Annotated in this window: 22 protein-coding genes; 6 read left to right on the top strand and 16 right to left on the bottom strand. The window is 72.0% G+C overall.

Annotation, left to right across the window (positions count from 1 at the left end):
- Positions 1-33 precede the first annotated feature (33 nt).
- The gene (ppc, locus tag ACIGAN_RS17540; RefSeq protein ID WP_399858446.1) at positions 34-2,766 is read right to left on the bottom strand and encodes a phosphoenolpyruvate carboxylase; all 2,733 of its coding nucleotides are present in this window, start codon (positions 2,764-2,766) and stop codon (positions 34-36) included.
- A gap of 294 nt (positions 2,767-3,060) precedes the next feature.
- Here ppc and ACIGAN_RS17535 point away from each other — a divergent pair, with 294 nt between their 5' ends.
- Both ACIGAN_RS17535 and ACIGAN_RS17530 read left to right on the top strand, forming a co-directional pair.
- A complete protein-coding gene (locus ACIGAN_RS17535; protein WP_365736035.1) occupies positions 3,061-4,080 on the top strand; it encodes an acyl-CoA desaturase in 1,020 nt (339 codons plus the stop codon).
- On the top strand, positions 4,077-4,754 hold the full coding sequence (locus ACIGAN_RS17530) for a TetR/AcrR family transcriptional regulator (protein WP_311681662.1): 678 nt from the start codon (positions 4,077-4,079) through the stop codon (positions 4,752-4,754). Before ACIGAN_RS17535 ends, ACIGAN_RS17530 begins: the two co-directional genes overlap by 4 nt.
- A 113-nt stretch (positions 4,755-4,867) precedes the next feature.
- Here ACIGAN_RS17530 and ACIGAN_RS17525 read toward each other — a convergent pair whose 3' ends face one another.
- Positions 4,868-5,686: a trans-aconitate 2-methyltransferase gene (locus ACIGAN_RS17525; RefSeq protein ID WP_399858443.1), complete on the bottom strand. Its 819-nt coding sequence runs from the start codon at positions 5,684-5,686 to the stop codon at positions 4,868-4,870.
- 139 nt (positions 5,687-5,825) lie between these two features.
- Between ACIGAN_RS17525 and tamR the strand changes: the two genes are divergently transcribed.
- Positions 5,826-6,323: a MarR family transcriptional regulator TamR gene (tamR, locus tag ACIGAN_RS17520; protein ID WP_309093749.1), complete on the top strand. Its 498-nt coding sequence runs from the start codon at positions 5,826-5,828 to the stop codon at positions 6,321-6,323.
- Here tamR and ACIGAN_RS17515 read toward each other — a convergent pair.
- Entirely contained in the window at positions 6,282-7,049 is a 768-nt protein-coding gene (locus tag ACIGAN_RS17515) for a response regulator transcription factor (protein WP_365736030.1), read from the bottom strand. The genes tamR and ACIGAN_RS17515 overlap by 42 nt on opposite strands.
- Before the next feature lie 314 nt (positions 7,050-7,363).
- Here ACIGAN_RS17515 and ACIGAN_RS17510 point away from each other — a divergent pair, with 314 nt between their 5' ends.
- On the top strand, positions 7,364-7,810 hold the full coding sequence (locus tag ACIGAN_RS17510) for a GNAT family N-acetyltransferase (protein WP_399858440.1): 447 nt from the start codon (positions 7,364-7,366) through the stop codon (positions 7,808-7,810).
- 42 nt (positions 7,811-7,852) lie between these two features.
- Here the strand turns inward: ACIGAN_RS17510 and galK are convergent, their stop codons facing one another.
- Genes galK through galT form a run of 3 tightly spaced genes read right to left on the bottom strand, consistent with a single transcriptional unit; the run spans position 7,853 to position 11,065 of the window.
- Positions 7,853-9,016 carry a galactokinase gene (gene galK, locus ACIGAN_RS17505; RefSeq protein ID WP_399858438.1) on the bottom strand — a complete coding sequence of 388 codons (1,164 nt, stop codon included), beginning with the start codon at positions 9,014-9,016 and terminating at the stop codon, positions 7,853-7,855.
- A gap of 28 nt (positions 9,017-9,044) precedes the next feature.
- Entirely contained in the window at positions 9,045-10,007 is a 963-nt protein-coding gene (galE, locus tag ACIGAN_RS17500) for a UDP-glucose 4-epimerase GalE (protein ID WP_365094979.1), read from the bottom strand.
- On the bottom strand, positions 10,004-11,065 hold the full coding sequence (galT, locus tag ACIGAN_RS17495) for a galactose-1-phosphate uridylyltransferase (RefSeq protein ID WP_365736025.1): 1,062 nt from the start codon (positions 11,063-11,065) through the stop codon (positions 10,004-10,006). The genes galE and galT overlap by 4 nt, the downstream gene beginning before the upstream one ends.
- A 164-nt stretch (positions 11,066-11,229) precedes the next feature.
- Between galT and ACIGAN_RS17490 the strand changes: the two genes are divergently transcribed.
- Both ACIGAN_RS17490 and ACIGAN_RS17485 read left to right on the top strand, forming a co-directional pair.
- Positions 11,230-12,909: a sodium:solute symporter family protein gene (locus ACIGAN_RS17490; RefSeq protein ID WP_365736023.1), complete on the top strand. Its 1,680-nt coding sequence runs from the start codon at positions 11,230-11,232 to the stop codon at positions 12,907-12,909.
- 20 nt (positions 12,910-12,929) lie between these two features.
- Positions 12,930-13,247, top strand: a complete 318-nt coding sequence (locus tag ACIGAN_RS17485; RefSeq protein WP_399858433.1) for a hypothetical protein — start codon at positions 12,930-12,932, stop codon at positions 13,245-13,247.
- 203 nt (positions 13,248-13,450) lie between these two features.
- Here the strand turns inward: ACIGAN_RS17485 and ACIGAN_RS17480 are convergent, their stop codons facing one another.
- The 10 genes from ACIGAN_RS17480 to ACIGAN_RS17435 all read right to left on the bottom strand — a co-directional run bounded on the left by ACIGAN_RS17480 (position 13,451) and on the right by ACIGAN_RS17435 (position 25,467).
- Entirely contained in the window at positions 13,451-14,131 is a 681-nt protein-coding gene (locus ACIGAN_RS17480; RefSeq protein ID WP_365094994.1) for a helix-turn-helix transcriptional regulator, read from the bottom strand.
- 248 nt (positions 14,132-14,379) lie between these two features.
- Positions 14,380-16,248, bottom strand: coding sequence for an outer membrane protein assembly factor BamB family protein (locus ACIGAN_RS17475; RefSeq protein WP_399858431.1), 1,869 nt, complete (start codon positions 16,246-16,248; stop codon positions 14,380-14,382).
- A 58-nt stretch (positions 16,249-16,306) separates the two neighbouring features.
- On the bottom strand, positions 16,307-18,085 hold the full coding sequence (locus ACIGAN_RS17470) for an outer membrane protein assembly factor BamB family protein (RefSeq protein ID WP_399858428.1): 1,779 nt from the start codon (positions 18,083-18,085) through the stop codon (positions 16,307-16,309).
- Positions 18,086-18,275: 190 nt separating this feature from the next.
- Positions 18,276-20,087 (bottom strand): ABC-F family ATP-binding cassette domain-containing protein, encoded by a 1,812-nt coding sequence (locus ACIGAN_RS17465; protein WP_399858425.1) that lies wholly within the window; start codon positions 20,085-20,087, stop codon positions 18,276-18,278.
- Between the two features lie 71 nt (positions 20,088-20,158).
- A complete protein-coding gene (locus ACIGAN_RS17460; protein WP_399858422.1) occupies positions 20,159-20,485 on the bottom strand; it encodes a HEAT repeat domain-containing protein in 327 nt (108 codons plus the stop codon).
- Between the two features lie 67 nt (positions 20,486-20,552).
- Positions 20,553-21,452, bottom strand: coding sequence for a 4-(cytidine 5'-diphospho)-2-C-methyl-D-erythritol kinase (locus ACIGAN_RS17455; RefSeq protein WP_365736013.1), 900 nt, complete (start codon positions 21,450-21,452; stop codon positions 20,553-20,555).
- A gap of 35 nt (positions 21,453-21,487) precedes the next feature.
- Positions 21,488-22,375, bottom strand: coding sequence for a 16S rRNA (adenine(1518)-N(6)/adenine(1519)-N(6))-dimethyltransferase RsmA (gene rsmA, locus ACIGAN_RS17450; RefSeq protein WP_365095011.1), 888 nt, complete (start codon positions 22,373-22,375; stop codon positions 21,488-21,490).
- A 32-nt stretch (positions 22,376-22,407) separates the two neighbouring features.
- Positions 22,408-23,925 (bottom strand): ubiquitin-like domain-containing protein, encoded by a 1,518-nt coding sequence (locus ACIGAN_RS17445; RefSeq protein WP_399858419.1) that lies wholly within the window; start codon positions 23,923-23,925, stop codon positions 22,408-22,410.
- Between the two features lie 137 nt (positions 23,926-24,062).
- Entirely contained in the window at positions 24,063-24,944 is an 882-nt protein-coding gene (locus ACIGAN_RS17440) for a TatD family hydrolase (RefSeq protein ID WP_365736009.1), read from the bottom strand.
- Between the two features lie 106 nt (positions 24,945-25,050).
- Positions 25,051-25,467, bottom strand: coding sequence for a hypothetical protein (locus ACIGAN_RS17435; RefSeq protein WP_365095020.1), 417 nt, complete (start codon positions 25,465-25,467; stop codon positions 25,051-25,053).
- Between the last annotated feature and the right edge of the window lie 86 nt (positions 25,468-25,553).

Below are 25,553 nucleotides of genomic sequence, written 5' to 3'. Positions count from 1 at the left end.
GGCTCGGGGGCACTGTTCGTGTGCGGGGCCGGGTCAGCCGGTGTTGCGCAGGCCGGCCGCCACACCGTTGACGGTGAGGAGCAGGGCGCGGGACAGCAGCGGGTCGGGGGTCTCGCCGGCGGCGGCCGCGTCGCGCTGCCGCTTGAGCAGGGCGACCTGGAGGTAGGAGATGGGGTCGAGGTAGGCGTCGCGGATGGCGAAGGTCTGCTTGAGGACGGGTTCGGCGTCGAGCAGTTCGTTCTCGCCGGTGACGCGGAGGACCTCGGCGACGGTCAGCTCGTGTTCGGCCTTGATGGTGTCGAAGACGTGCTTGAGCTCGTCGGGGACGAGGGTGTCGACGTAGTGCTGGGCGATCCGCAGGTCGGTCTTGGCGAGGGTCATCTCGACGTTGGAGATGAAGTTGCGGAAGAAGTGCCACTGCCCGTACATCTCGTCGAGGACGGTGTCGAGGCCGGCCTCGCGCAGGGCCTTGAGGCCGGAGCCGACGCCGAACCAGCCGGGGACGATCTGCCGGGACTGGGTCCAGCCGAACACCCAGGGGATGGCGCGCAGGCCGTCGAGCGAGACGCCGGAGCCGGGGCGGCGGGAGGGCCGGGAGCCCAGGTGCAGGTCGGCGAGCTGGTCCACCGGCGTCGACGCCAGGAAGTACGTCGGCAGGTCGGGGTCCTCGACGAGCCGGCGGTAGGCGGCGTGGGCGGCGTCGGAGACGACGTCCATGGCGGCGTCCCAGCGGGCGAGGGCCTCGGTGGACTGGCGGGGCGCGGTGTGCAGGGCGGACGCCTGGAGGGTGGCGGCGACCGTGAGTTCGAGGTTCTCGCGGGCCAGGGACGGGATGAGGTACTTGTCGGAGATGACCTCGCCCTGCTCGGTGACCTTGATCTCGCCCTCCAGGGTGCCCCAGGGCTGGGCGAGGATCGCGTCGTGGGTGGGGCCCCCGCCGCGGCCGACGGTGCCGCCGCGGCCGTGGAAGAGGCGCAGCCGGACGCCGTAGCGGTGGGCGACGTCGCGCAGGCGGCGCTGGGCGCGGTGGATCTCCCACTGGCTGGTGGTGATGCCGCCGAACTTGGAGGAGTCGGAGTAGCCGAGCATGACCTCCTGGACGTCTCCGCGCAGCGCGACCAGGCGCCGGTAGGAGGGGTCGGAGAGCATGTCCTCCAGGATGGTGTCGGCGGCCTTCAGCTCGTCGGTGGTCTCCAGCAGCGGGACGATGCCGATCTTGGCCCAGCCGGCGTGGAGGTCGATGAGGCCCGCCTCGCGGGCGAGGACGGCGGCGGCGAAGACGTCGTCGGCGCCCTGGCACATGGAGATGATGTAGGACTCGATGACCTCGGGTCCGAAGACCTCCAGGGCCTTCTTGACGGTCTGGAAGACGCCGAGGGTCTTCTCGCCGGGCGCGTCCACGGGTGCCGGGGTGGGGGCGAGGGGGCGCCGGGAGCGGAGTTCCTTGGCGAGGAGCTTGGCGCGGTACTCGCGGGGCATGTCGGCGTAGCGCCAGGACTCCTCGCCGAGGCGGTCGAAGAGCTGGCCGAGGGCGTGGTGGTGGGCGTCGGCGTGTTCGCGGACGTCCATGGTGGCGAGCTGGAGGCCGAAGGCGGCGAGGGTGCGGATGGTGCGGGCGAGGCGGCCGTCGGCGAAGAGGCCGCCGCGGTGGGCGCGCAGGGAGTCCTGGACGATCCGCAGGTCGGCGAGGAGTTCGCCGGTGCCGAGGTAGTCGCGGCCCGCGACGTGCGGGGTGCCGTCGGCGAGGCGCTTCTTGGTGTTCTGCAGCTTCTGCCGGATGCAGGTGGCCTTGAGCCGGTAGGGCTCCTCGGCGTTGAGGCGCTTGTAGCGGGGGCTGATCTCGGGGAGGTTCTCCAGGTCGGCCTGGAGGGAGTCCAGCAGTTCGTCGGTGGCGCCGGCGTAGCGGATGGAGTTGGACAGGAAGCCGCGGAGTTCGTCGATGGTCTCCAGGGCGTCGTTGATGCCGTGCTCGTGCTGGAGGATGAGGATGTCCCAGGTCACCTGGGGGGTGACGTTGGGGTTGCCGTCGCGGTCGCCGCCGATCCAGGTGCCGAAGGTGAGAGGGCGGGTGTCGTCGGGGAGCTTGACGCCGGCCCGCTCCAGTTCGGCGGTGAGGTCCTCCAGGACGTCGCCGACGGCGCCGGCGTGGAGTTCGTCGAGGTAGTAGATGGCGTTGCGGGCCTCGTCGGCGGGCTCGGGGCGCACGACGCGCAGTTCGTCGGTCTGCCAGACGAGGTCGATGTTCTCGGCGAGCCGGATGTCCAGGCGGCGGCGGTCGGACTCGATGACCGGGGTGTCCAGGAGCGCGGCGATGCGCCGGAGCTTGTTGAGGACCGACCGGCGTGCGGCCTCGGTGGGGTGGGCGGTGAAGACGGGGCGGACGTTGAGGTTGCGGACCGTCTCGCGCAGGTGTTCGGGGTCGGCGTCCTTGAGGCGGTCGGCGGTGCGGGCGAGGAGTCCGCCCTCGGCGGCGCGCCGGGCGCGCAGCTCGCGGCCGCGGTGGACCTGCTCGGTGACGTTGGCCAGGTGGAAGTAGGTGGAGAAGGCGCGGACCAGCTTGGCCGCGGTGTCGAGTTCGGTGCCGCGCAGCAGCTCGGCGGCGGCCTCGCCGTCCTCTCGGGTGAGGCGGCGTACCTTCTCGACGAGTTCCAGGAGTTCGGGGCCCTCCTGCCGGACGAGGGTCTCTCCGAGGAGGTCGCCCAGGCGGCGGATGTCGGCACGCAGCTCGCTGCTCGTCGTCGTGGTCTGGTCGTCGGCACTGCTCACAGGTGCGGCTCCTTGCAGTGTTGAAGCTCGTCTGGGAGGGAACCCGGACGGCGTCTCGCGCGGCGGGCGCCGCTTACGGGGCCGGACGTCCGGGAAGAAATCAGAGCGGACCGCGCTGTCCGACCGACTCAAGGATAGGTGTCGGGCGGGACGCGCAGGCTGTCGGGCTCTTGCCGCGGAGCGACGCACTGCCATACTTACGATGCCGTAGGTTACGGAACCGTAGGAAGCACCGCACGGATTCCCGTGGCCCGGCTACTCCCTCTTCGGCCACATACCCCCCAGGGGACGCGTATGACCAGTAGTTCCGACGTGATCGAGGACGCCGCGAAGGCGCCCGGTCAGCCCATCGACGCCGCAGCGGAATCCGCCACGCTGGGCGGCGAGAAGAAGCGGTCCATCGAGCAGATCGCCCTCCTCCTCTTCATCACCGTTCCGTTCCTCGCGCTGCTGGCGGCCGTGCCGCTGGCGTGGGGATGGGGGGTGAGCTGGCTGGACCTCGGTCTGCTGGTGTTCTTCTACTTCCTGGGGTGCCACGGCATCACGATCGGGTTCCACCGCCACTTCACGCACGGGTCCTTCAAGGCGAAGCGGCCGCTGAAGATCGCGCTGGCGATCGCGGGGTCGATGGCGGTCGAGGGGCCGCTGGTGCGCTGGGTGGCGGATCACCGCAAGCACCACAAGTTCTCCGACGCGGAGGGCGACCCGCATTCGCCGTGGCGGTTCGGCGAGACCCTGCCGGCCCTGATGAAGGGCCTGTGGTGGGCACACATCGGATGGATGTTCGACGAGGAGCAGACGCCGCAGGAGAAGTACGCCCCGGACCTGATCAAGGACAAGACGCTGCGCGCCATCTCCCGCCAGTTCGTGCTGTGGACGGTGGTGTCGCTGGCACTGCCGGCGGTGATCGGCGGCCTGGTGACGATGTCCTGGTGGGGCGCGTTCACGGGCTTCTTCTGGGGTTCGCTCGTCCGGGTGGCCCTGCTGCACCACGTGACCTGGTCGATCAACTCGATCTGCCACGCGGTGGGCAAGCGCCCCTTCAAGTCGCGTGACCGCTCGGGCAACGTGTGGTGGCTGGCGGTCCTGTCCTGCGGCGAGTCCTGGCACAACCTGCACCACGCCGACCCGACCTCGGCACGGCACGGTGTGATGCGCGGCCAGCTCGACTCCTCCGCGCGGCTGATCCGCTGGTTCGAGCTGGCCGGCTGGGCGTACGACGTGCGCTGGCCGTCACGCTCGCGTATCGATTCTCGGCGTACCACCGGGGAAGGCGGCTCCCGGCGCGGGAAGGAGCCCGTCGAGGCGGCATGATGGTCGCTGTGGCGACCGACTCGAGCAGCACCCCCAGCAATGACAAGCCGCGGCGAGCGCGTCGCACCCGGATGACCGGTGCCGAGCGCCGCCAGCAGTTGCTGGAGATCGGTCGCACGCTCTTCGCCGCCAAGGGGTTCGAGGGCACGTCGGTGGAGGAGATCGCGGCGAAGGCCGGGGTCTCCAAGCCGGTGGTCTACGAGCACTTCGGCGGCAAGGAGGGGCTGTACGCGGTCGTGGTGGACCGCGAGATGCGCCGCCTGCTGGACATGGTGACCGGCTCCCTCACGGCCGGTCACCCGCGCGAACTGTGCGAGCAGGCGGCTTTCGCCCTTCTGGACTACATCGAGGAGTACACGGACGGCTTCCGCATCCTGGTCCGTGACTCGCCCATCCCCCAGTCGACCGGCTCGTTCGCCTCGCTGATCTCGGACATCGCCACGCAGGTGGAGGACATCCTGGGGCGCGAGTTCAAAAGCCGCGGCTTCGACCCCAAGCTGGCCCCGCTGTACGCCCAGGCCCTGGTCGGGATGGTCGCGCTGACCGGGCAGTGGTGGCTGGACGTGCGCAAGCCGAGGAAGGCCGAGGTGGCCGCGCACCTGGTGAACCTGGCGTGGCACGGCCTGGACGGCCTGGAGGCCAAGCCGCACCTGATAGGACGCCGCAAGGCCTAGATGTATTGATCACTGGCCGTGTCGACCGGGCCGGTCCGGTCCCGCGGTTCGGGGTGCGCCTTGCCGGCCGCCCGGAAGTCCTGGCCGACCCCGACGCTCGGCGGCCGTGATCATCAGCCCTTTCTGCGCGCCACGGCGAAGATCCGCCGGAACGGGAACGGCGTGCCGTGCGGGCCGGCCGGATAGGCCTCGCGCAGGGCCGCCCGGTACTCGGCGAGGAAGCCCTCCCGGGCCTCGGGATCGTCCGCGAGCGCGGTGAGCACGGGCCGCAGCCCGGTCCCCTTCACCCAGTCGAGCACGGGATCCTCGCCCGGCAGCAGGTGCAGGTACGTCGTCTCCCACACGTCGGCCTCGCAGCCGAGGGAGTTCAGCCGCTCCAGGTAGGCCGCGGGGGTGTGGACGGCGTCGGCGTGGCGCAGGGTGCCGTCGAGCCGGTCGCGCCAGCGCGGTGAGGCGGCGAGGTCGCGCATCAGCCGGTGACTGGGGGCGTCGAAGTTGCCGGGCACCTGGAAGGCGAGGACTCCGCCGGGTTCCAGCCCGGCGATCCAGTCCGCGAAGCGTTCGGCGTGCCCCGGCACCCATTGCAGCGTGGCGTTGCTGACGATCAGGTCGTAGGGCTCGCCGGGGGTCCAGGTGCGGGCGTCGGCGGGGGCGAAGTCGAGGCGCCCGCCGCCGGGGGTGGGGCCCTCGTGGTCGACGTGGGCCCGGTCGAGCATCTCGGGCGAGTTGTCGTAGCCGGTGATCCGGGCGGTGGGCCAGCGGTCGGCGAGCAGCGCGGTGACGTTGCCGGGGCCGCAGCCGAGGTCGGCGACGCGCGGCGGCTCACCGGGCAGGTCGGGGACGCGGGCGAGGAGGTCGGCGAAGGGCCGGGCGCGGTGCCCGGCGTGACGCAGGTACTGGGCGGGGTCCCAGCCGGGGGCGGCTGCGGGCATGGGTCCTCCTGGAGCCTCGGGGCGGCCGTGCGTCCGGGTCGGCACGGGTGCACACCCAGCGTGATCGGCAATGTATCTCGATGTCAAGATAATGGACGTCAAGAGACTCTACGTCGACACAACCACTACACTGATCGTCATGGAGGACGAGGTCGACCGGCTGGTCGCAGCATGGCGCCGGGAGCGCCCGGACCTCGACGTGGAACCGCTCGAGGTGCTCAGCCGTGTGAGCAGACTCGCCCGGCACCTGGACCGGGCGCGCCGCCTGGCCTTCTCGGAGCACGGCCTGGAGCCGTGGGAGTTCGACGTGCTGACGGCCCTGCGCCGCGCGGGCACGCCCTACCAGCTCTCGCCCGGGCAGCTCCTCACCCAGACCCTGGTCACCTCGGGCACGATGACGAACCGCATCGACCGCCTGGCCAAGAAGGGCCTGGTGGAACGGCTGCCCGACCCCAGCGACCGCCGGGGCGTGCTCGTCCGGCTGACGGACGAGGGCCGGGACCGCGCGGACCAGGCCCTGGCGGGGCTGCTGGACCAGGAGCGCGCGATCCTCGCCGAGCTCACCCGGGCCCAGCGCGGCGACCTGGCGGGGCTGCTACGCCAGCTGACCGCCCCGTTCGACAACATCCCCGGCTAGGTCGACGGGCCCCACTCCGGCCCGCCGGGCGAGGGCCACGGCGGCGAGCGTCGAGTGCACCCCCAGCTTGCCGAGGACGTTCTGCATGTGCGTCCGGACGGTGTGCGGCGACAGGTACAGGCGCTCGGCGACGGCCTTGCGTCCCAGCCCCGCCACCATGCACCGCAGCACCTCGCGCTCACGCGGAGTGAGCGACTCCACCAGCCGCTCGCTCTCCGTGCGGTGCTTGCGGGCGGCGGTCAGCTCGCGCAGCACGCCGGTGAGCAGGGCGGGCGGCAGATGCGTCTCGTCCCGCAGCACGCCCCGGATGACGGTGAGCAGCCGGGACAGCGAGCAGTCCTTGGCGACCCACCCGGAGGCACCGGCCTGCAGGGCGAGCGCGGCCCGGCGCGGGTCGTCCTTCTCCGCCAGCACGACGATCCGTACGTTCGGCTGCGCGGAACGCACGCCCGCGACGAGGGATATCCCGTCCACGAGCCCGTCCTCGTTGCCCTCCTGCACGGGCACGGCCGGGCGCGCGCCCGGCACCTTGCCGCCCAGGTCGGCGTCGACGAGCAGCACGTCGAACCGGCGCCCCTCGGCGACCGCGCGCTCCAGGCTGCGCAGCGCGGCGGGGCCGCTGCCGGCGGCGGAGACGTCGACGTCGGGCTCGGCGGCCAGGGCCGCGGCGAGCGACTCGGCGAAGATGCGATGGTCGTCGACGACCAGGACTCGGATGCGAACCACGAAACCCCCTTACCCGAGCTCTCGGAAGAGCAGGGGATACCCCATCGTCGGGAGACGACACCGCGGGTACGACCCCGGAGTGTGCGTCCGCTGCGTCTGTCCGTCCGTCCTTGCCGCAGCCTGACCGGGGCGCCGCAGCCGCACGGCCGCCGCCGTGCAGGAACCGCTACCCCCACTCCGGGTGTCGTACCCGGCTGTCTCGCCCCCTGAGCGGCACCGGCCCCCACCGGTGCTGTTCATCAGGGTACGGACGGGGGCCCGGAGCGGAAGGTTATTTGCAGAACTGACTGTCCGGCACGTTTATCGTGTGCCGCATGTTTCGTCTTGAGACAGAAGTCGACAAGGCCCGACGTGATCTGCTCCGCATGCGCCTGCGGGACGCGAACACGGCCGCCTCCCCGGTGCTGCGCGCCCTGCGCGGAACACCGGACGAACGGGACGTCCCGTTGCACGTGTGGGCTGTGAACGACACCGGCGGCGAACTGGCCGGCGGCCTGGTCGGCCACACCTGGGCGACCTGGCTGCACGTGACGTACCTGTGGGTGGACGAACGCCACCGGGGACGCGGCCTGGGCGCCGGGCTGCTCGCCCGGGCGGAACACATCGCCGCGACGGAACGCGCCTGCCGCGCGTCCCGCCTGGAGACCTGGGACTTCCAGGCCCCTCGCTTCTACGAGAAGCAGGGGTACGAGGTGGTGTGCGTGGTGCCGGACTACCCCCCGGGGATCACGGAGTACACGCTGGTCAAGAGGCTGGTCTGAGCACACCTCACGGTGCCGGAAGGGGCCGGTCCCGGGGCGGGGTCAGTGCAGGCGGCGGGCTCCCGGGGAGGGGACCGCTTCGAAGACGCGGGGGGTGGTGAAGCCCGCCGCGGCGAAGGCCTCCCTCACCGCCTTCGTGATCGCCTCCACGTCCGCCTCCTCCGCCAGGACGATCGCCGAGCCGCCGAAGCCGCCGCCGGTCATGCGGGCGCCCAGGGCGCCGGCCGTCAGGGCCGTGTCGACGACCAGGTCCAGCTCCGGGCAGGAGATGCGGAAGTCGTCGCGCAGGGAGGCGTGGCCCTCCACCAGGACCGGGCCGATCGCGCGGGTCTCGCCGGATTCGAGGAGGGACACGACCCGTTCGACGCGTTCGTCCTCCGTGACGACGTGGCGGACCAGGCGGCGGACCTCCTCCTCGTCGCCGAGACGGGCCAGGGCCTCGTCCAGCCCGTCGTAGGGGATGTCCCGCAGCGCGTCCACGCCCAGCAGGGCCGCGCCCTTCTCGCAGCCCGCGCGGCGCTTGCCGTACTCGCCCTCGCTGTGGGAGTGCTTGACCTGCGTGTCGACGACCAGCAGGCGCATGCCCTCGGCCGCCAGGTCGAAGGGGATCTGCCGCTGGGAGAGGTCGCGGGTGTCGAGGAACAGCGCGTGCCCGGACTCGCAGCACGCCGACGCCGTCTGGTCCATGATGCCGACCGGGGCGCCGACGTAGACGTTCTCCGCGCGCTGGCACAGGCGGGCCAGCTGCCAGCCGCGCAGGCCGAGGGAGAACAGGTCGTTCAGGGCCAGGGCGACCACGACCTCCAGGGCCGCCGACGACGACAGGCCCGCGCCCGAGGGGACGGTGGAGGCGAGGTGGATGTCCGCGCCCGTCACCGCGTGGCCGGCCTCGCGCAACGCCCAGACCACGCCCGCCGGGTACGCCGTCCAGTTCTTGTCCGACTCGGGGGCCAGGGCGTCCAGGTGGAGTTCGGTGACGCCCCCCTCGACGTCCGCCGAGTGCAGGCGCAGGACGCCGTCCTCGCGGCGGGACACCGCGGCCACCGCCTGGTGCGGCAGGGCGAACGGCATCACGAAGCCGTCGTTGTAGTCGGTGTGCTCGCCGATGAGGTTGACGCGGCCCGGCGCCGCCCACACCCCGTCCGGCGCGGATCCGTACAGCTCCGCGAACCGCCCGGCGACCGTCTCGGCAACAGCCTCGCTCATGCCCTGACCCCTGACCCTTCCGTATGTCCTAGTTGCCGCGCCGCTGCGCGAAGTCCCACGCGTCCGCGACGATTCCCGCGAGGTCCGCGCGGGACGGGTTCCAGCCCAGCTTCTCGCGGGCCGTGGCGGCCGACGCCACCAGCACCGCCGGATCGCCGCCCCGGCGCGGGGCCACGACCTCCGGGATCGGGTGGCCGGTCACCCGCCGGACCGTCTCGATGACCTCGCGGACGGAGAAGCCGTTGCCGTTGCCGAGGTTGCAGATCAGGTGCTCGCCGGGGGTGGCGGCCGTCAGGGCCAGCAGATGGGCCTCGGCCAGGTCGGCGACGTGGATGTAGTCGCGCACGCAGGTGCCGTCCGGCGTCGGGTAGTCGTCGCCGTAGACGGAGATCGCGTCCCGGCGGCCCTGGGCGACCTGGAGGACCAGAGGGATCAGGTGGGACTCGGGGTCGTGGCGCTCGCCGTACGCGCCGTAGGCGCCGGCGACGTTGAAGTAGCGCAGCGAGACCGCTCCCAGGCCGTGCGCCGCCGCCTCGCCGGTGATCATGTGGTCGACGGCGAGCTTCGAGGCGCCGTAGGGGTTGGTGGGCTTCGTCGGGGCGGACTCGACGATCGGGACCTGCTCCGGTTCGCCGTAGGTGGCCGCCGTGGAGGAGAAGACCAGCGTGCGCACGCCCGCCTCGCGCATCGCGGCCAGCAGGGCCATGGTGCCGCCGACGTTGTTGTCCCAGTACTTCTCCGGCTTCACCACCGACTCGCCGACCTGCGAGAACGCCGCGAAGTGCAGGACGCCGTCGAAGGAGGAGTCCAGCCACTTGGCCGCGTCGCGGATGTCGCCCTCGACGAACGAGGCACCGGCGGGGACGCCCTCGCGGAAGCCGGTGGAGAGGTTGTCGAGGACGACGACCTCGTGACCGGCCTCCAGCAGGTGCTGGGCGACCACCCCGCCGACGTATCCCGCGCCGCCCGTCACCAGGTACTTCCCGCTCATGAACTCGCTACCTCTCGCAGTCGTTCGGCCGCGCGCTCCGGCGGCACGTCGTTGATGAACACGTTCATGCCGGACTCGGAACCCGCGAGGAACTTCAGCTTGCCGGAAGTGCGGCGGATGGTGAAAAGCTCGAGGTGGAGCGCGAAGTCCTCGCGCACGACCCCGTCGAACTCCTCCAGCGCGCCGAACGGGGCCTGGTGCCAGGCCGCGATGTACGGCGTCGGCGGCTCGTCGTCGCCGAAGATCCGGTCGAAGCGCCGCAACAGTTCCAGATACATCGTGGGGAACTCCGTGCGCGCGGCCTCGTCCAGGCCGAGCAGGTCGGGCACGCGGCGCTTGGGGTACAGGTGGACCTCGTACGGCCAGTGCGCCGCGTACGGCACGAAGGCCGCCCAGTGCTCACCCTCCAGGACGACCCGCTCACCGGCGAGTTCGCGTTCCAGGACGGCGTCGAAGAGGTTCTCCCCGCCGGTCATCTCCTTGTGGGCGGCGACCGAGCGGAGCATCAGGGCGGTGCGCGGGGTGGTGAAGGGGTAGGCGTAGATCTGCCCGTGCGGATGCTGGAGGGTCACCCCGATCTCGGCACCCCGGTTCTCGAAGCAGAACACCTGCTCGACGGAGGAGAGATGGGACAGCTCCGACGTGCGGTCCGTCCAGGCGTCCAGCACCAGGCCCGCCTGTTCCTCGGAGAGGTCGGCGAAGGAGGCGTTGTGGTCGGAGGTGAAGCAGACGACCTCGCAGCGGCCGGAGTCGCCGGCGAGCGAGGGGAAGCGGTTCTCGAAGACCACGACGTCGTAGGAGGAGTCGGGGATCTCGCTGAGCCGGTCGCCCTGGGAGGGGCACAGGGGGCACTCGTCGGCCGGGGGGTGGTAGGTGCGGCCCTGGCGGTGGGAGGCGATGGCGACACGGTCGCCGAGCAGGGGGTCGCGGCGGATCTCGGACGTGGTGACGGTGCGGTCCAGCGGGCGGCGGTCGGCCGCACCGCGCACGCGGTCGTCACGCAGGTCGTAGTAGATGAGCTCGCGACCGTCGGCCAGCCGGGTCGAGGTCTTCTTCACGCCGGACTCCTCATCCTTCAAACATAACCGAACATATCAAAACACCGCCCCCCTCAACCGTCAACATCACAATCCAACAAAGAGCATCACCCGACGTGTTCAATTGCTGAACGCGGACACGTAGATTCCGCGAGGTATCGGTTCGCGCGACAAAGCGAGGGCTCATGCAAACCCCCACATTCCTGGCAGCCGAGCTACGGCTCCCCACCAACTGGCTCGACTACACCATCCTCGGGATCTACTTCGTCGTCGTCCTCGGCATCGGATTCGCCGCCAGACGTTCGGTGAAGACCAGCCTCGACTTCTTCCTCTCCGGCCGCTCCCTGCCCGCCTGGGTCACCGGTCTGGCGTTCATCGCCGCCAACCTGGGCGCGACCGAGATCCTGGGCATGGCCGCCAACAGCGCCCAGTACGGCGTCTACACGACGCACTGGTACTGGATCGGCGCCATCCCGGCCATGGTCTTCCTCGGCCTGGTCATGATGCCGTTCTACTACGGCTCCAAGGTCCGCTCGGTCCCCGAGTTCCTGCTGCTGCGCTTCGACAAGGCGGCGCACCTGCTCAGCTCGGTCCTCTTCGCCTTCGCCGCCATCCTCATCGCCGGCGTGAACCTCTACGCCCTGGCCATCGTCGTCGAGGCGCTGCTGGGCTGGCCCGAATGGGTGGCGATCGTGGTCGCCGGCTTCTTCGTCCTGGCCTACATCACCCTCGGCGGCCTCTCCTCGGCCATCTACAACGAGGTCCTCCAGTTCTTCGTGATCCTGGCGGCCCTCATCCCCATCACCGTGCTCGGCCTGAAGAGCGTCGGCGGCTGGGACGGCCTGTCCGACTCCCTCACCGAGTCCCGCGGCGGCGACTTCATGACCGCCTGGGGCGGCACGGGCATCGGCAGCGACAACCCGCTCGGCGCGAACTGGCTGACCATCGTCCTCGGCCTCGGCTTCGTCCTGTCCTTCGGCTACTGGACGACGAACTTCGCCGAGGTGCAGCGCGCCCTGTCCGCGAAGAACCTCTCGGCGGCCCAGCGCACCCCGCTGATCGCCGCGTTCCCGAAGATCTTCATCGTGTTCCTCGTGATGATCCCGGGCCTGGTCGCCGCCGTCCTGGTCCCGAAGATCGGCACCGCCGGCTCGGACCTGCAGTACAACGACGCGATCCCCTACCTGATGGAACAGCTGCTGCCCAACGGCGTGCTCGGCATCGCCGTCACCGGCCTGCTCGCGGCGTTCATGGCGGGCATGGCGGCCAACGTGTCGTCGTTCAACACGGTGTTCACGACGGACATCTGGGCCAAGTACGTGGTGCGGGACCGCGAGGACGAGTACTACGTGCGCTTCGGCCGGATCATCACCGCGATCGGCGTCATGGCCTCGATCGGCACGGCGTTCCTGGCGTCGTCCTTCTCGAACATCATGAGCTACCTGCAGACGCTGTTCTCCTTCTTCAACGTGCCGATGTTCGTCGTCTTCATCATCGGCATGTTCTGGAAGCGGGCGTCGATGAAGTCCGGCTTCTGGGGACTGCTCGCGGGCACCACCGCGGCGATGGTCAACTACTTCGTCCTCTACAAGCAGGACATCATCGACATCCCCTCCGACCAGGGCGCCAACTTCGTCTCGGCGATCGCGGGCTTCGTCGCGGGCGCGGTCGTCATGGTGGCGGTGTCGCTGTTCACCGCGCCGAAGCCGGCGGAGGAGCTGCAGGGGCTGGTCTACGGCACGACCTCGCCCGGCATGACCGAACCGGCCGCGCCGGGGGACGAGGCCTGGTACCGCAAGCCGGCGCTGCTGGGCTGGGGCGCGGTCATCCTGGCCGCGGCCTGCTACATCCCGTTCTCGTTCTGACCCAGGGAGGCTGACAGAACATGTCCGAGTTCTACTCCGAGAAGGACGTGCAGCGGGAAGTCTCCGAGCTGCAGGGCAAGTCGGCGACCGCCGCGCGGCTGTTCGACATCCGGCGGATCATCGGCGGGCTGTTCGTGCTGTACGGCGTGATCGTCACGATCGCGGGGCTGACGGCGTCCGACGCCGACATCGACAAGGCCGAGGGGGTGAACATCAACCTGTGGACCGGGCTCGGCATGCTCGCGCTGGGGCTGTTCTTCCTGGTCTGGCTGAAGCTGAGGCCGGTGGCTCCACCGCCGCCGTCAGTCGAGCCGGAGGGTGACGAGCGGGTGGGGTGACCCGGCGGCGTCGATGCTGAGGCCGGGGTGGGTGCGCAACCCGGCGGAGCGGGGTACCGCTGCGCCCACCCGTGCCGCCCCTAGCGGCACGCATGCCCGCAGCCCAAGCGGACCCGCACCGGCGCGGCCCCGCCCCACGCCCCACCGTCAGGCGAAGGCGAGGACGCGCCGCTCATGGGTCCGCCGCTCGCGGGTCCCGCCGCTCACGGCTCCCGCCGCACCGCCCCCGCCCGGTCCAGCAGCCCCGTCCGCGCCGCCAGCGCAGCCGCTTCGAGGCGGGAGCCGACGCCCAGTTTCATCAGCACGCGCTGGACGTGCGTACGCGCCGTCGACGGTGCGATGCCCATGCCGGCCGCGATGACCCGCGTGTCCTCGCCGTCCGCGACCCGGACCAGCACCTCCACCTCCCGCGGCGTGAGCATCGACAGCAGCCGCTGCCCCTCGTCGTCCGGCTGCGCCGCCGGGTTGAGCAGCTCGCCGAACGCCCCCTGCAGCAGCTGCGGCGCCACCGCCGCCTCCCCGGCCCGGGCCTTCATGATGGCCCGCTCGACACCCTCTATGCGCTCGTCGTGCCGGACATAGCCGCAGGCCCCCGCCGCGAACGCCGCCGCGATGCCCCGCGGACTCGGTACCGGGCCCAGCACCAGCACCGCCACCTGCGGCCGCTCCCGCTTGATCTTCACGACGGGGTCGAAGATCCCCGGCTCGGCCGGCGTGGCCGTTCCCAGCAGGCACACCTCGGGCGCCCGCGTGATCACCAGATCGGCCGCCCCCGCGGCGGGCGCCGCCGCGGCCAGCACCCGGTGCCCCCGCAGCTTCAGCGCCGAGGCCAGCGCCTCCGCCAGCAGTCGGTGGTCGTCGACCACCATGAGCCGCACTCCCATCGAGCAACCCCCCAGTCACCCAGTCCCCCCATGGAAGCCCCCCGGCTCCCCCGCCTTCATGCCCCCGGAAGCTACACGCTTGTTCGACGTTGCGCTCCCCCTACCGGCGAGAATCGCCCCGGATCGCCGAAATTCCTCTCATTCGAGGTTGACCGCACCAAACGCGAACGGTCCCGCCCCTGAACAGGGACGGGACCGCACCGGCCAACGGCCGATCAGAAAACGATCAGAAGGCGATCACAGCACCATCAGCCCGTGCCGAAGCCGACCGCGAGGTACTCCTTGTCCCGCCCGGCGGACCGCTTGCTCGCGTACACCTTGGACATGTAGAGCTGCCCGTCGCCGTACAGGAACTCGGAGTAGTCCGGCGACATGCTGGTCTCCACGTCCCGCACCTGGTCGGTCGCGGGGTTCTCCAGCAGGGTCGTCTGCTTGAAGCTGCCCCCGTCGATGCTCACGATCTGCCCGCCCTTGTCGTACGGCGGGCGCTTGTAGGCGATGACGTTGCCGCCGTCCATGCGCAGCGGCGAGATCGTGTAGCCGTCGCCCGCGTCGGCCCGCTGCCCGGTCTGCTTGCCGGTGGCGAGGTCGAAGGCGACGATCTCGTTGGTCTGGCTGTACTTGCCGGTGCCGTCGTGCTCCTCGGTCGGCAGGTAGAGCCGGTCGTTGCCGACGGCCAGCTGGTTGCAGTACTCGATGCGGGTGATGCCCTCGCAGCGGGCCGCGAACTGCTCGCCCGGCGCGGAGATGCGGGTGCGCAGCTTGCCGGTCTTGTTGTCGATGGAGAAGAAGTCGGAGATGCCGCTGCCGTCGCCCGCGGAGTCGCCGACGTCGGCGGCGACCACGAGCGGGTTGGTCGACACGACGCTCGCGTACTCGATGCCCTCGGCCATCTTGTACTCGGAGATCACCTTCCCGGACTTCGGGTCGATGGTCTGGATGTGCAGCTGCCGCTGCTCGTAGGAGCCGCACTTGCGCACCGCGACCAGCTTCTCGCCGCCGCCGTAGCCGGCGTCGTAGCAGGAGTCGCTCGGCTTGGGGCTCCACAGCAGCTTGCCGGAGACGTCGTAGGCGGCGCCGCCGCTGGTGCTGCCGACGGCGATGGTCTTGCCGCTGAGGGTGACGTTGTCGAAGTTGATCGGATCGCCACCGACCTCGACCGTCTTGGTCCACAGCTTCTTGCCCGCGTCGAGGTCGATCAGGGCGATCTGGCTGCACCCGTGCGAGGGATCGGCCTTGGTCGGCATCGCGGGCTGGTAGAGGATCGCCGTCAGGTCGTCGTCGGTGACGTGCCGGCTGACCTGGCAGACCGGACCGGCCAGCGGGATCGACCAGAGCTTGCCGCCCTCGGTCCGGTCGTAGCCGACGAGTTCGGCGATGCCGCTCTTGACGTAGGCCTTGTCGGTGAGCCACGAGCCGGAGACGACGACCGTGCTGTCGTTCTTCACCTCGGGCATCGGGACCTGGAAGAGGACCTTGGCGGCCGGGTCGTCGGGCGCCTTCTCCGTGCCGCCGGAGGAGCTGCCGCCCTTGCCCTCGGTCGTGCCGCCGGTGGCGCCGCCGGAGCTGGCCGTGTCGTCCTTCGTGCCGTCGTCCTTGGACGAGGAGTACCAGACGCCGCCGCCGATGATCAGGGCGATCGCCACGACCGCGGCGACGATGATCGCCACCTGGGCGTTGAACTTCCCGCCGCCGCCCGGCTGTCCGGGGTGCGGCTGGAGCGGCACGGTGGCCTGCGGGTAGCCGTAGCCGGGCTGCTGCCCGTATCCCGGCTGGCCGTATCCCGGCTGGCCGTAGGGCGCCGTCGGCGGCTGCCCGTACGGACCCGGCTGCTGGCCGGGGTAGCCGTAGCCGGGCGGGTTCTGTGGAGGCTGGGCCGGCTGGGGGGCGCCCTGGGGGTAGCCGTACCCGGGCTGCGGCTGCTGCGGCGGAGTGGGCGGGGCGGCCGGCGGGGGCGTCTGTGGGGCCTGCGGGTAGCCGTAGCCCGGCTGGGGTGCCTTGCCGAGGTTCGGCCCGCCGGCGGGCGGCGGGGTCTGCGGGGGCGGGGGCTGGTCCTGCGGCGGCCCGAACCCGCCCCCCTGCGGGGGCTGCTGGGGCGGCGGCGGAGGCTGGGTCATGACGTGGGCACCTCGGGGAAGGGGACGGGCGGCGAAGGGCGTGCGGGGAGGGGAAGGATCACTTGCCGTAGGCGAGCATCAACTTCTCCTTCGTGTCGTCGTTCCCGCTCAGCCGGGTCGTGGAGATGTAGAACCGTCCGTCGACCCAGTCGATGTCCTTGGAGAAGAACCCGTTCTCGATGTCCGCCGCGCCCTGCGGGTTCTGCAGCAGCGTGACCGGCTTGTGGCTGCCGCCGCCGGTCGGGACGGCGACGATCCGGCCGCCCGCGTCGTACGACGGCTGCACATAGGCGATGAGCTTGCCGCCCTCGACCTTCATCGGCAGCATCGACTCGTCGGCCGGGGACTTCACCCGCCACTTCTCCTTGCCGTCGGCCAGGTTGACCGCGACGATCTCGTTGGCGCCGGTGGTCGCCTCGGTCGGCAGGTAGAGCGTGTCGCCGTCGACGGCGACGCCCTGGCAGCCCTGGAGGTCGCGCTCCAGGATGGCCCAGCCGCACTCGGGGGCGAAGTCCTCGTCGAAGCCGACCTGGGAGCGGAACTTGCCGCCGGAGGTGAAGGTGGAGATGTTCCAGGCCTTCTTGTCCTCGTTGGTGCTGTAGACGACCAGCGGGCTGACCGAGTAGGTGCGCGCGACCCGCCAGCCCTTGTCGAACGGCTGGGTCCACTTGGCCTTGCCGGTCTTCGGGTCCAGCTCCTGCACCTCGTCGTGTTCCTTGTCGGTGCCCGCGCCGCAGGAGGAGACGGCGATCAGCTTCTCGCCGCCGGCGAACGCGGCCGGGAAGCAGGAGTCGCCGTAGCGCTTCTTGTCGAAGAGCTTGTCGCCGTCGGTGACGTCGTAGGCGGTGCCCGACTGGGAGCGGCCCACCATCAGCGTCGTGCCGGTGAGGGACAGTTCGACGGAGAGCGTGGAGTCGAACAGGGCGCCGTCGGCTACCTTCTCCGTCCAGCCCTTCTCGCCGGTGGCGAGGTCGATCTCCTGCAGCTGGTTGCACTTGGCGCGGTCGCTGCTGCCGCTCATGTAGGCGACGACGATCTTGTCGTCGGCCGTCTTCTGCGGGGTGGTGGCGCAGATCTTCTGCGGGAAGGTGATGGCGTCCCAGGTGGGCTTGCCGTCACCGACATTGAAGGCGAGGAGCTGCTTGTACGCCGCCTTCACCACCGTCTTGTCGGTGATCCACATGCCGGGGGCGTCGGCGCCGGAACCGGGCGCGTCGGGCGCCTCCTTGTACCAGAGGACCTTGGCCTCGCCGGCCTGGCGGCCCTCGTTGAGGTTCTCCGGGTCCTCGCCGCCGTCGCCGTCGCCGTCACCGGGGTTGACCGGGGCGGAGGCGTCGCCCTTGGGGTCGTCGCTCTGCTGCGCCACCGGCTTCTTCTCGCCCTCGCCGCTGTCGCCGCCGGTGACCGCCCAGACGGTGCCGCCGACGACGAGCAGCGCGGCGACGGCCGCACCGATGATCATCGCCGGCTTGCCCTTGAAGGGGTTGCGGGAGCCGCCGGGCGGCGGGGTGCCGGGGGCGCCGGGGAACGGGGGCTGCTGCGGGTAGCCGTAACCGGGCTGGCCGTACGGGCCCGGCTGCTGCGGCTGACCGTACGGTCCCGGCTGGCCGTAGGGACCCGGCTGCTGCGGCTGGCCGTACGGTCCCGGCTGGCCGTAGGGACCGGGCTGCTGCGGGTAGCCGTAGCCGGGCTGCGGCGGGCCCTGCGGGGGCGGTGGGGTCTGGGGCGGGCCCTGGGGTGGCGGCGGGGTCGGCGCCCCGAAACCACCGCCCTGCGGCGGCGGGTCCTGCGGTGCTCCGAAGCCACCGTGCGGTGGCTGACTGGGCGGCTGAGTCATCAGTCGCTCCCCCCGTTTCACTCATTTCTAGCCACGCCCTGAGGCACGCGATGGGCTCAGAGTCGCTTCACAAAGTTGTAAGACGGCTCTTTCTATCACCCCGTTCCGACGGCGGACCGGGCCGTCTCACCCCCTGTTCCCAAGGGAGGACCGGCCCGTGATGCCGTCGTTATGCGCCTTCACGCACCCTTCACGCGTCCTCGGCCAGTTCCAGCCAGCGCATCTCCAGCTCCTCGCGCTGACCGGCCAGTTCCCTTAGCTCGGCGTCCAGTTCGGCCACCTTCGCGAAGTCCGTGGCGTTCTCGGCGATCCGGGCGTGCAGCGTGGTCTCGCGCTCGGCGACCTTGTCGAGCTGCCGCTCGATCTTCTGCAGCTCCTTCTTGGCGGCGCGCTGGTCGGCGGCGCTCCGCTCCGGGGCGGCCGACTGCTGCGGCGCGGCGGCGGGGGCCGAGGCGGCCGCGGCCTCCTCCATGCGCTGCCGCCGCTCCAGGTACTCGTCGATGCCGCGCGGCAGCATCCGCAGGGCGCCGTCGCCGAGCAGCGCGAACACCCGGTCGGTGGTGCGCTCGATGAAGAACCGGTCGTGGGAGATGACGATCATCGAGCCGGGCCAGCCGTCGAGGACGTCCTCCAGCTGCGTCAGCGTCTCGATGTCGAGGTCGTTGGTGGGCTCGTCGAGGAAGAGGACGTTGGGCTCGTCCATGAGCAGGCGCAGCAGCTGCAGCCTGCGGCGCTCACCGCCGGAGAGATCGCCGACGGGCGTCCACTGCTTCTCCTTGGTGAAGCCGAACGTCTCGCACAGCTGCCCGGCGGTCATCTCCCGGCCCTTGCCGAGGTCGACGCGCTCGCGCACCTGCTGCACGGCCTCCAGCACCCGCGTGTCCGGGTCGAGTTCGGCGACCTCCTGGGAGAGGTAGGCGAGCTTGACCGTCTTGCCGACGCGGACCCGGCCGCCCTCGGGCTGGACCTCCCCGTCGGTCCGGGCCGCCTGGGCCATGGCCCGCAGCAGGGACGTCTTGCCCGCGCCGTTGACACCGACCAGTCCGATCCGGTCGCCGGGCCCGAGCTGCCAGGTGACGTGCTTGAGCAGGACCTTGGGGCCCGCCTGGACGGTGACGTCCTCCAGGTCGAACACGGTCTTGCCGAGCCGCGAGGACGCGAACCGCATCAGCTCGCTGCTGTCGCGGGGCGGGGGCACGTCCTTGATGAGCTCGTTGGCGGCCTCGACCCGGAACCGCGGCTTGGACGTACGGGCCGGGGCGCCGCGGCGCAGCCAGGCCAGCTCCTTGCGGACGAGGTTCTGCCGCTTGGCCTCCTCGGTGGCGGCGATGCGCTCGCGCTCGGCCCGGGCGAAGACGTAGTCGGAGTAGCCGCCCTCGTACTCGTAGACGGAGCCGCGCTGGACGTCCCACATGCGCGTGCAGACCTGGTCCAGGAACCAGCGGTCGTGCGTGACGCAGACGAGCGCCGAGCGGCGGTTCTGCAGGTGCCGGGCGAGCCAGGCGATGCCCTCGACGTCGAGGTGGTTGGTGGGCTCGTCCAGGACGAGCAGGTCCTGCTCCTCGATGAGCAGCTTGGCGAGCGCGATGCGGCGGCGCTCACCGCCGGACAGCGGCCCGATGACCGTGTCGAGCCCCTTGGGGAACCCCGGCAGGTCCAGCCCTCCGAACAGGCCGGTCAGCACGTCCCTGACCTTGGCGACGCCGGCCCACTCGTGGTCGGCCAGGTCGCCGATGACCTCGTGGCGGACGGTGGCCTCGGGGTCGAGCGAGTCGTGCTGGGTGAGGACGCCGATGCGCAGGCCGCCGGAGTGCGTGACGCGCCCGGTGTCGGCGTCCTCCAGCCGGGCGAGCATCCGGATCAGCGTGGTCTTGCCGTCGCCGTTGCGGCCGACGACGCCGATGCGGTCCCCTTCGGAGACGCCGAGGGAAACGCCGTCGAGCAGGGCACGGGTGCCGTACACCTTGCTGACGTTCTCGACATTGACCAGGTTGACGGCCATTTCGCTCCTGACGAGGGGGATGGATCGACCCTCCAGGGTAGTCGGGCCGCGGGGTGCTCCGGCCGGGGTGTTCAGGAGCCGGCGGCACGCTCCCGGCGCCGGCGGTACCGGCTCACGTCCAGCAGCCTGGGGTCGAACGGCGGCTCCGGGCCGAGGGGGCCGATCCGGTGCTCGGCCTCCACGCAGCGCGGATCGTCGCGGTGGGCGAGGCCGGAGACGGCACCGATGCGGACGGACTGCCGCTCGTCGTGGGTGAGGGCGACCAGCGCGTCCTCCACCTCGGGCTCCGGCCCCCGGTGGTGCGCGAGCCACCGGCAGGCCGCCTCGCGCACGCCGGGGTCCTCGTCGCGGGCCAGGGCGAGCACCGCCCGCCGCACGGCCGCGAGCAGTGCCTGCACGCCGCGCCCTCCCCGGTCCTTCGGAATCCGGGGAGCCCAAGCGCCGGTGACCGGCCGCCGCATGTGATTAACGCCCGGCCACCGTCGCCCCGGGCGCCGGGCCCGACGCCGTGCGCACCGCGCGGCACGTCCCGGACGCCAGCAGGGCCTGCGCCACCGCCGCCGCCGACTCGGGGTCGCGGACGAGGAACGCCGTGGTCGGGCCGGAGCCGGAGACCAGGGCCGCGAGGGCGCCCGCGGCGCGGCCCGTGGCCAGGGTGCCGGCGAGTTCCGGGAAGAGGGAGAGGGCCGCGGGCTGCAGGTCGTTGGTGACGGTCGCGGCGAGCGCGTCCGGGTCGCCCTTGGCGAGGGCGGCGATCAGTTCCGGTGAGGCGACGGGCGCGGGGATGTCCCGGCCCGCGCCGAGCCGGTCGAACTCGCGGAACACGGCCGGGGTGGACAGGCCGCGCGTGGCCATGGCGAACACCCAGTGGAAGGTGCCGCCGACCTCCAGGGGCGTCAGCCGCTCGCCCCGCCCGACGCCGAGGGCGGCCCCGCCGACCAGGCTGAACGGCACGTCGCTGCCCAGCTCGGCGCAGATCTCCAGCAGTTCCTCGCGGGTGGCGCCGGTCCGCCAGAGGGCGTCGCAGGCGACCAGGGCCCCGGCGCCGTCCGCGCTGCCGCCCGCCATGCCGCCGGCGACGGGGATGTCCTTGACGATGTGGACGTGGACGTCGGGGCTGCGGCCGTACCGCTCGGCCAGCGCGATCGCGGCGCGCGCCGCCAGGTTCGTCCGGTCCAGGGGGACCTGGCCGGCGTCGGGGCCCTCGCAGGTGACGCGGAGCTCCTCGGCCGGGGTGACGGTGATCTCGTCGTGGAGACCGACCGCGAGGAAGACGTTGGCCAGGTCGTGGAAGCCGTCGGGGCGGGCGGCGCCCACCGCCAGCTGGACGTTGACCTTGGCGGGGACGCGGACGGTGACGCTCACACGGTCTCCTTCTGCTGGTGCCGGTCGGCCGCGGCTCACGCGGTCTCCTCCTGCCGGTGCCGGTCCGCCTTGTGCTCGGCGATCCGCGCGAACTCCTCCACGGTGAGGGACTCGCCCCTGGCCTGCGGCGAGACCCCGGCGGCGACGAGGGCCTCCTCGGCGGCGGCCGCGGATCCGGCCCAGCCGGCCAGGGCGGCCCGCAGCGTCTTGCGGCGCTGGGCGAAGGCCGCGTCGACCACGGCGAACACCTCGGCCTTCGACGCGGTGGTCTTGATCGGCTCGGTGCGGCGGACCAGGGACACCAGGCCGCTGTCCACGTTCGGCGCGGGCCAGAAGACGCTGCGGCCGATGGCTCCGGCGCGCTTGACCTCGGCGTACCAGTTGGCCTTGACCGACGGGACGCCGTACACCTTCGAGCCGGGGGCGGCGGCGAGGCGGTCGGCGACCTCCGCCTGGACCATGACGAGCGTGCGCTCGATGCTCGGGAACGTGTCGAGCATGTGCAGCAGGACCGGGACGGCCACGTTGTAGGGGAGGTTGGCGACCAGCGCCGTCGGGGCGGGGCCGGGCAGCTCGGCGACGTGCATCGCGTCGGAGTGGACGAGGGCGAACCGGTCCGCGCGCCCGGGCATGCGGGCCGTGATGGTGGCGGGCAGCGCGGCGGCGAGGACGTCGTCGATCTCCACGGCCGTGACCCGCTCGGCGACCTCCAGCAGCGCGAGGGTGAGCGACCCGAGCCCCGGGCCGACCTCGACGACGACGTCGTCGGGCCGGACCTCGGCGGTGCGGACGATCCGGCGGACGGTGTTCGCGTCGATGACGAAGTTCTGTCCGCGCTGTTTGGTGGGGCGTACGCCGAGGGCCGCCGCGAGTTCGCGGATGTCGGCGGGGCCGAGGAGGGCGTCGGGGGCGGGGCTGGTCACGGGGACAAGGGTACGGGGGGTTTCGAAGCCGCCTACCCGCGCAGCCGGCCCCCGCAGTGCGGCCAGGGGCTCGCCCCGCGCCGCACGTACAGCTTCTTCGCCCGGTACGTCTGTTCCGCCGCCGGGGCGTCCTGAGGGCGGCCCCGGCCGCCGAGCGCCTGCCAGGTTGGGGTGTCGAACTGGTAGAGGCCGCCGTAGGTGCCGGACGGGTCGACCGCGTCGGGGCGGCCGCCGGACTCGCAGGCGGCCAGGCCCTGCCAGTCGAGGTGGTCGGCGCCCCGCACGGAGGCGGGGCGGGGCTTGGTGCCGAACCTGACCAGCTGCGGACGCGGCTCGCGCACCACCTCGGCCCCGATCCGGCGCGGCTTCTGCCGGACGCCGTTGACCGTGCGCAGGGAGTAGGTGATCCGGCGCAGGCCCGGCTCGCCGGCGCGGTCCACGACCTCCGTGCCCCGGAACAGCTCCGGGTCCTCCGTCCGCCGCACCTGGAAGGGGATCGCCTCCTCGCGGACCTCCCTGCCGCCGGTGATGCGCAGCACCGTGACGGTCTGCCCGTCGCGCGGGAAGCTGCCCTGGGGCACGGACGTGGTGTCCTGGCCGCGCAGGGTGATGCCGGCCTCCTCGACGGCTTCCCGCACGGTCGCCGCGTTGGTGCGGACGGTGCGGGCCCGGCCGTCGGCCATGACCGTGAGCGTGCGTTCGGTCCGCACGTCCAGTGCGAGCCCTTCGCGCCCGATGCGCCGGGAGCGCGAGGTGGAGACGTACGCGCCCTCCTGGCGCACCCCCAGCTGCCGGAGCGCCCCCTCGACCGTGCGGGCCGTGGTCCACACCTGGCGCCGGTGCCCGTCGAGGGTGAGCCGTACCGGGCGGGCGTAGTGCACGGCGATCTCGTCGCCGCTGCTGAGTTCCGTGCCGGGGCCGGGCGCCACCACGTCGTGGGAGCCGATCTCGACGCCCTCCTCGGCGAGCAGTTCGGTGACGTCGTCGGCGAAGGTGTGCAGGGTGCGCGTCGTGCCGTCGACGTTCAGCTCGACGGCCTTGTCCTTGGCGACGAACGCCGTGGTGCCGCCCGCGAGGAAGGCGACGACCAGGGCCTGCGGGAGCAGCCGCCGCAGGGAGCTGTCGGGCCGCTCGGCGTACCGCGTCTTCCGCCGGCGCGCGGATCTGCGGTGCGAGCCGGCGCGCGCCGCGGCGCGCGATTCGGCGCGCGATTCGGCGCGCGATTCGGCGCGCGTCCCGGCAGGGGACTCCGCTCGGGACGCGGCTCGTGCTGCGGCGCGCCCCGCGGGGACGGGCTCCGGCTCCTCGGGGTACGCGGCCGCCGTCCGCCCGTCCGGGCCGCCGGCGCCCTGGCGGGGCAGCCCGGGCAGCGGCGGGGTCTCGTAGGCGGGCCGGTAGGTGTCCTCGTGGACACCCGGCGTCCCGGGCGTCCCGTAGCCGAGCGTGTCGGCGCTGTGCGGCTCGGCGGGCGGCGCGTCGAAACCGCCGTACGCGGGATCCGCGTAGGCCGGGCCATACGTCTCGTACGTCTCGTACCGCGCGTTGCTCACGCCGACACGCTCCAGGGGCCGAGGGGTCCGAAGGGGTCCGGATCGGGCCCCCAGAACCTAGCGGAGCGTTCGTCACTCTCCAAAGCGACGCGACTACGCACAGTCGTGCGGCCGGGGCGGCGCGGTGGCCGCGAGGGTCAGTAGCCGAACGCGCGTGCCGTGTTCGCGCCGAGCGCCGCGGCCAGGGTGTCCTCGTCGACGCCGCGCACGGCGGCCATCGCCCGCACGGTGAGCGGCACGAGGTAGGGGGCGTTGGGCCGCCCGCGGTAGGGCGCCGGGGTGAGGAAGGGCGCGTCCGTCTCCACGAGGAGCAGCTCCAGCGGGGCGACGGCCACCGCGTCGCGCAGGTTCTGGGCGTTCTTGAAGGTGACGTTGCCGGCGAAGGACATGAAGTAGCCCGCGCTCGCGCAGATCTCCGCCATCTCGGCGTCGCCCGAGTAGCAGTGGAAGACGGTCCGCTCGGGGGCGCCCTCCTCCTTCAGCACGCGCAGGACGTCGGCGTGGGCCTCGCGGTCGTGGATGACCAGGGCCTTGCCGTGCCGCTTGGCGATCTCGATGTGGGCGCGGAAGGACCGCTCCTGCGCGTCCTTGCCCTCGGGCCCGGTGCGGAAGTAGTCGAGGCCGGTCTCTCCGACGCCCTTGACCTGCTCCAGCGCGGCCAGCCGGTCGATCTCGGCGAGGGCGTCGTCCAGGGCGGCCTGCCCGCCCGGTGCGCGCGCGCCCTGCCGCGACCAGCCGTCGGGGTCGCCGTGGACGATCCGGGGCGCCTCGTTGGGGTGCAGGGCGACCGTCGCGTGGACGGCGTCGTGGGCCGCGGCCGTCTCGGCGGCCCAGCGGGAGCCCTTCAGGTCGCAGCCGACCTGCACCAGGGTCGTCACCCCGACCGACGCCGCCTTGGCCAACGCCTCCTCGACCGTGCCGGACTGCATGTCCAGGTGGGTGTGCGAGTCGGCGACGGGCACCCGCAGGGGTTCCGGCAGCGGGGGCGCGGCGTGCTTGTCGGAGTCGTTCGAAGGCATGCCCCGATCCTACGGAAGGGCGACGCCCTCCCCGGCGGGGAGGAGCGGGGAGGGCGTCGACAAGGCGAGGTGCGGCAGCGGCGTCGCGGCCGAGCCGCGGGACGGGTCAGCTCGCCTTGCGCTGGAAGGGGTGCAGCAGGTCGGACAGGTGCCAGTGGTGCTGTGCGCGCGGTTCGGCCGGGCCCTCGGCTGCCGGGGCGGGCGCCTCGACGGGACCCGCGGGCGGCGCCACCCGGTGGGACCGGTGTGCCGCGTCCCGGGCCGACGCGACCCGCCCGGGCCGCATGATCCGCAGGACGTGCCCGTCGCAGTTCTGGCAGGAGGGCCTGCTCAGCGGCGAGGGCACGACCTTGCCGTCGGCCACGTAGAGGACGAACTCGTGGCCCGTGGCGTCCGTGTGGTGCTCTATCTCGTACGACTGCTCCCACCCGTGCCCGCACCGCATGCAGGCGAAGGAGTAGGACTCGTTGACGACCGCGGTCGCACCGGCGCGGAGCCCGGTCTGCCCTGCGATCTCACTCATGCCAGCTCCTAGTTCCGCTGAGGCGTGAGAGCGGTTCGGCTCTCGCGCTCCAGTGGACTCCTCGGCCGGCCCGAAGGCAGCAGACC

The organism is Streptomyces sp. NPDC085931 (assembly GCF_044540565.1).
Lineage (GTDB): Bacteria > Actinomycetota > Actinomycetes > Streptomycetales > Streptomycetaceae > Streptomyces.
This window is presented reverse-complemented; position numbering and strand designations above follow the sequence as displayed.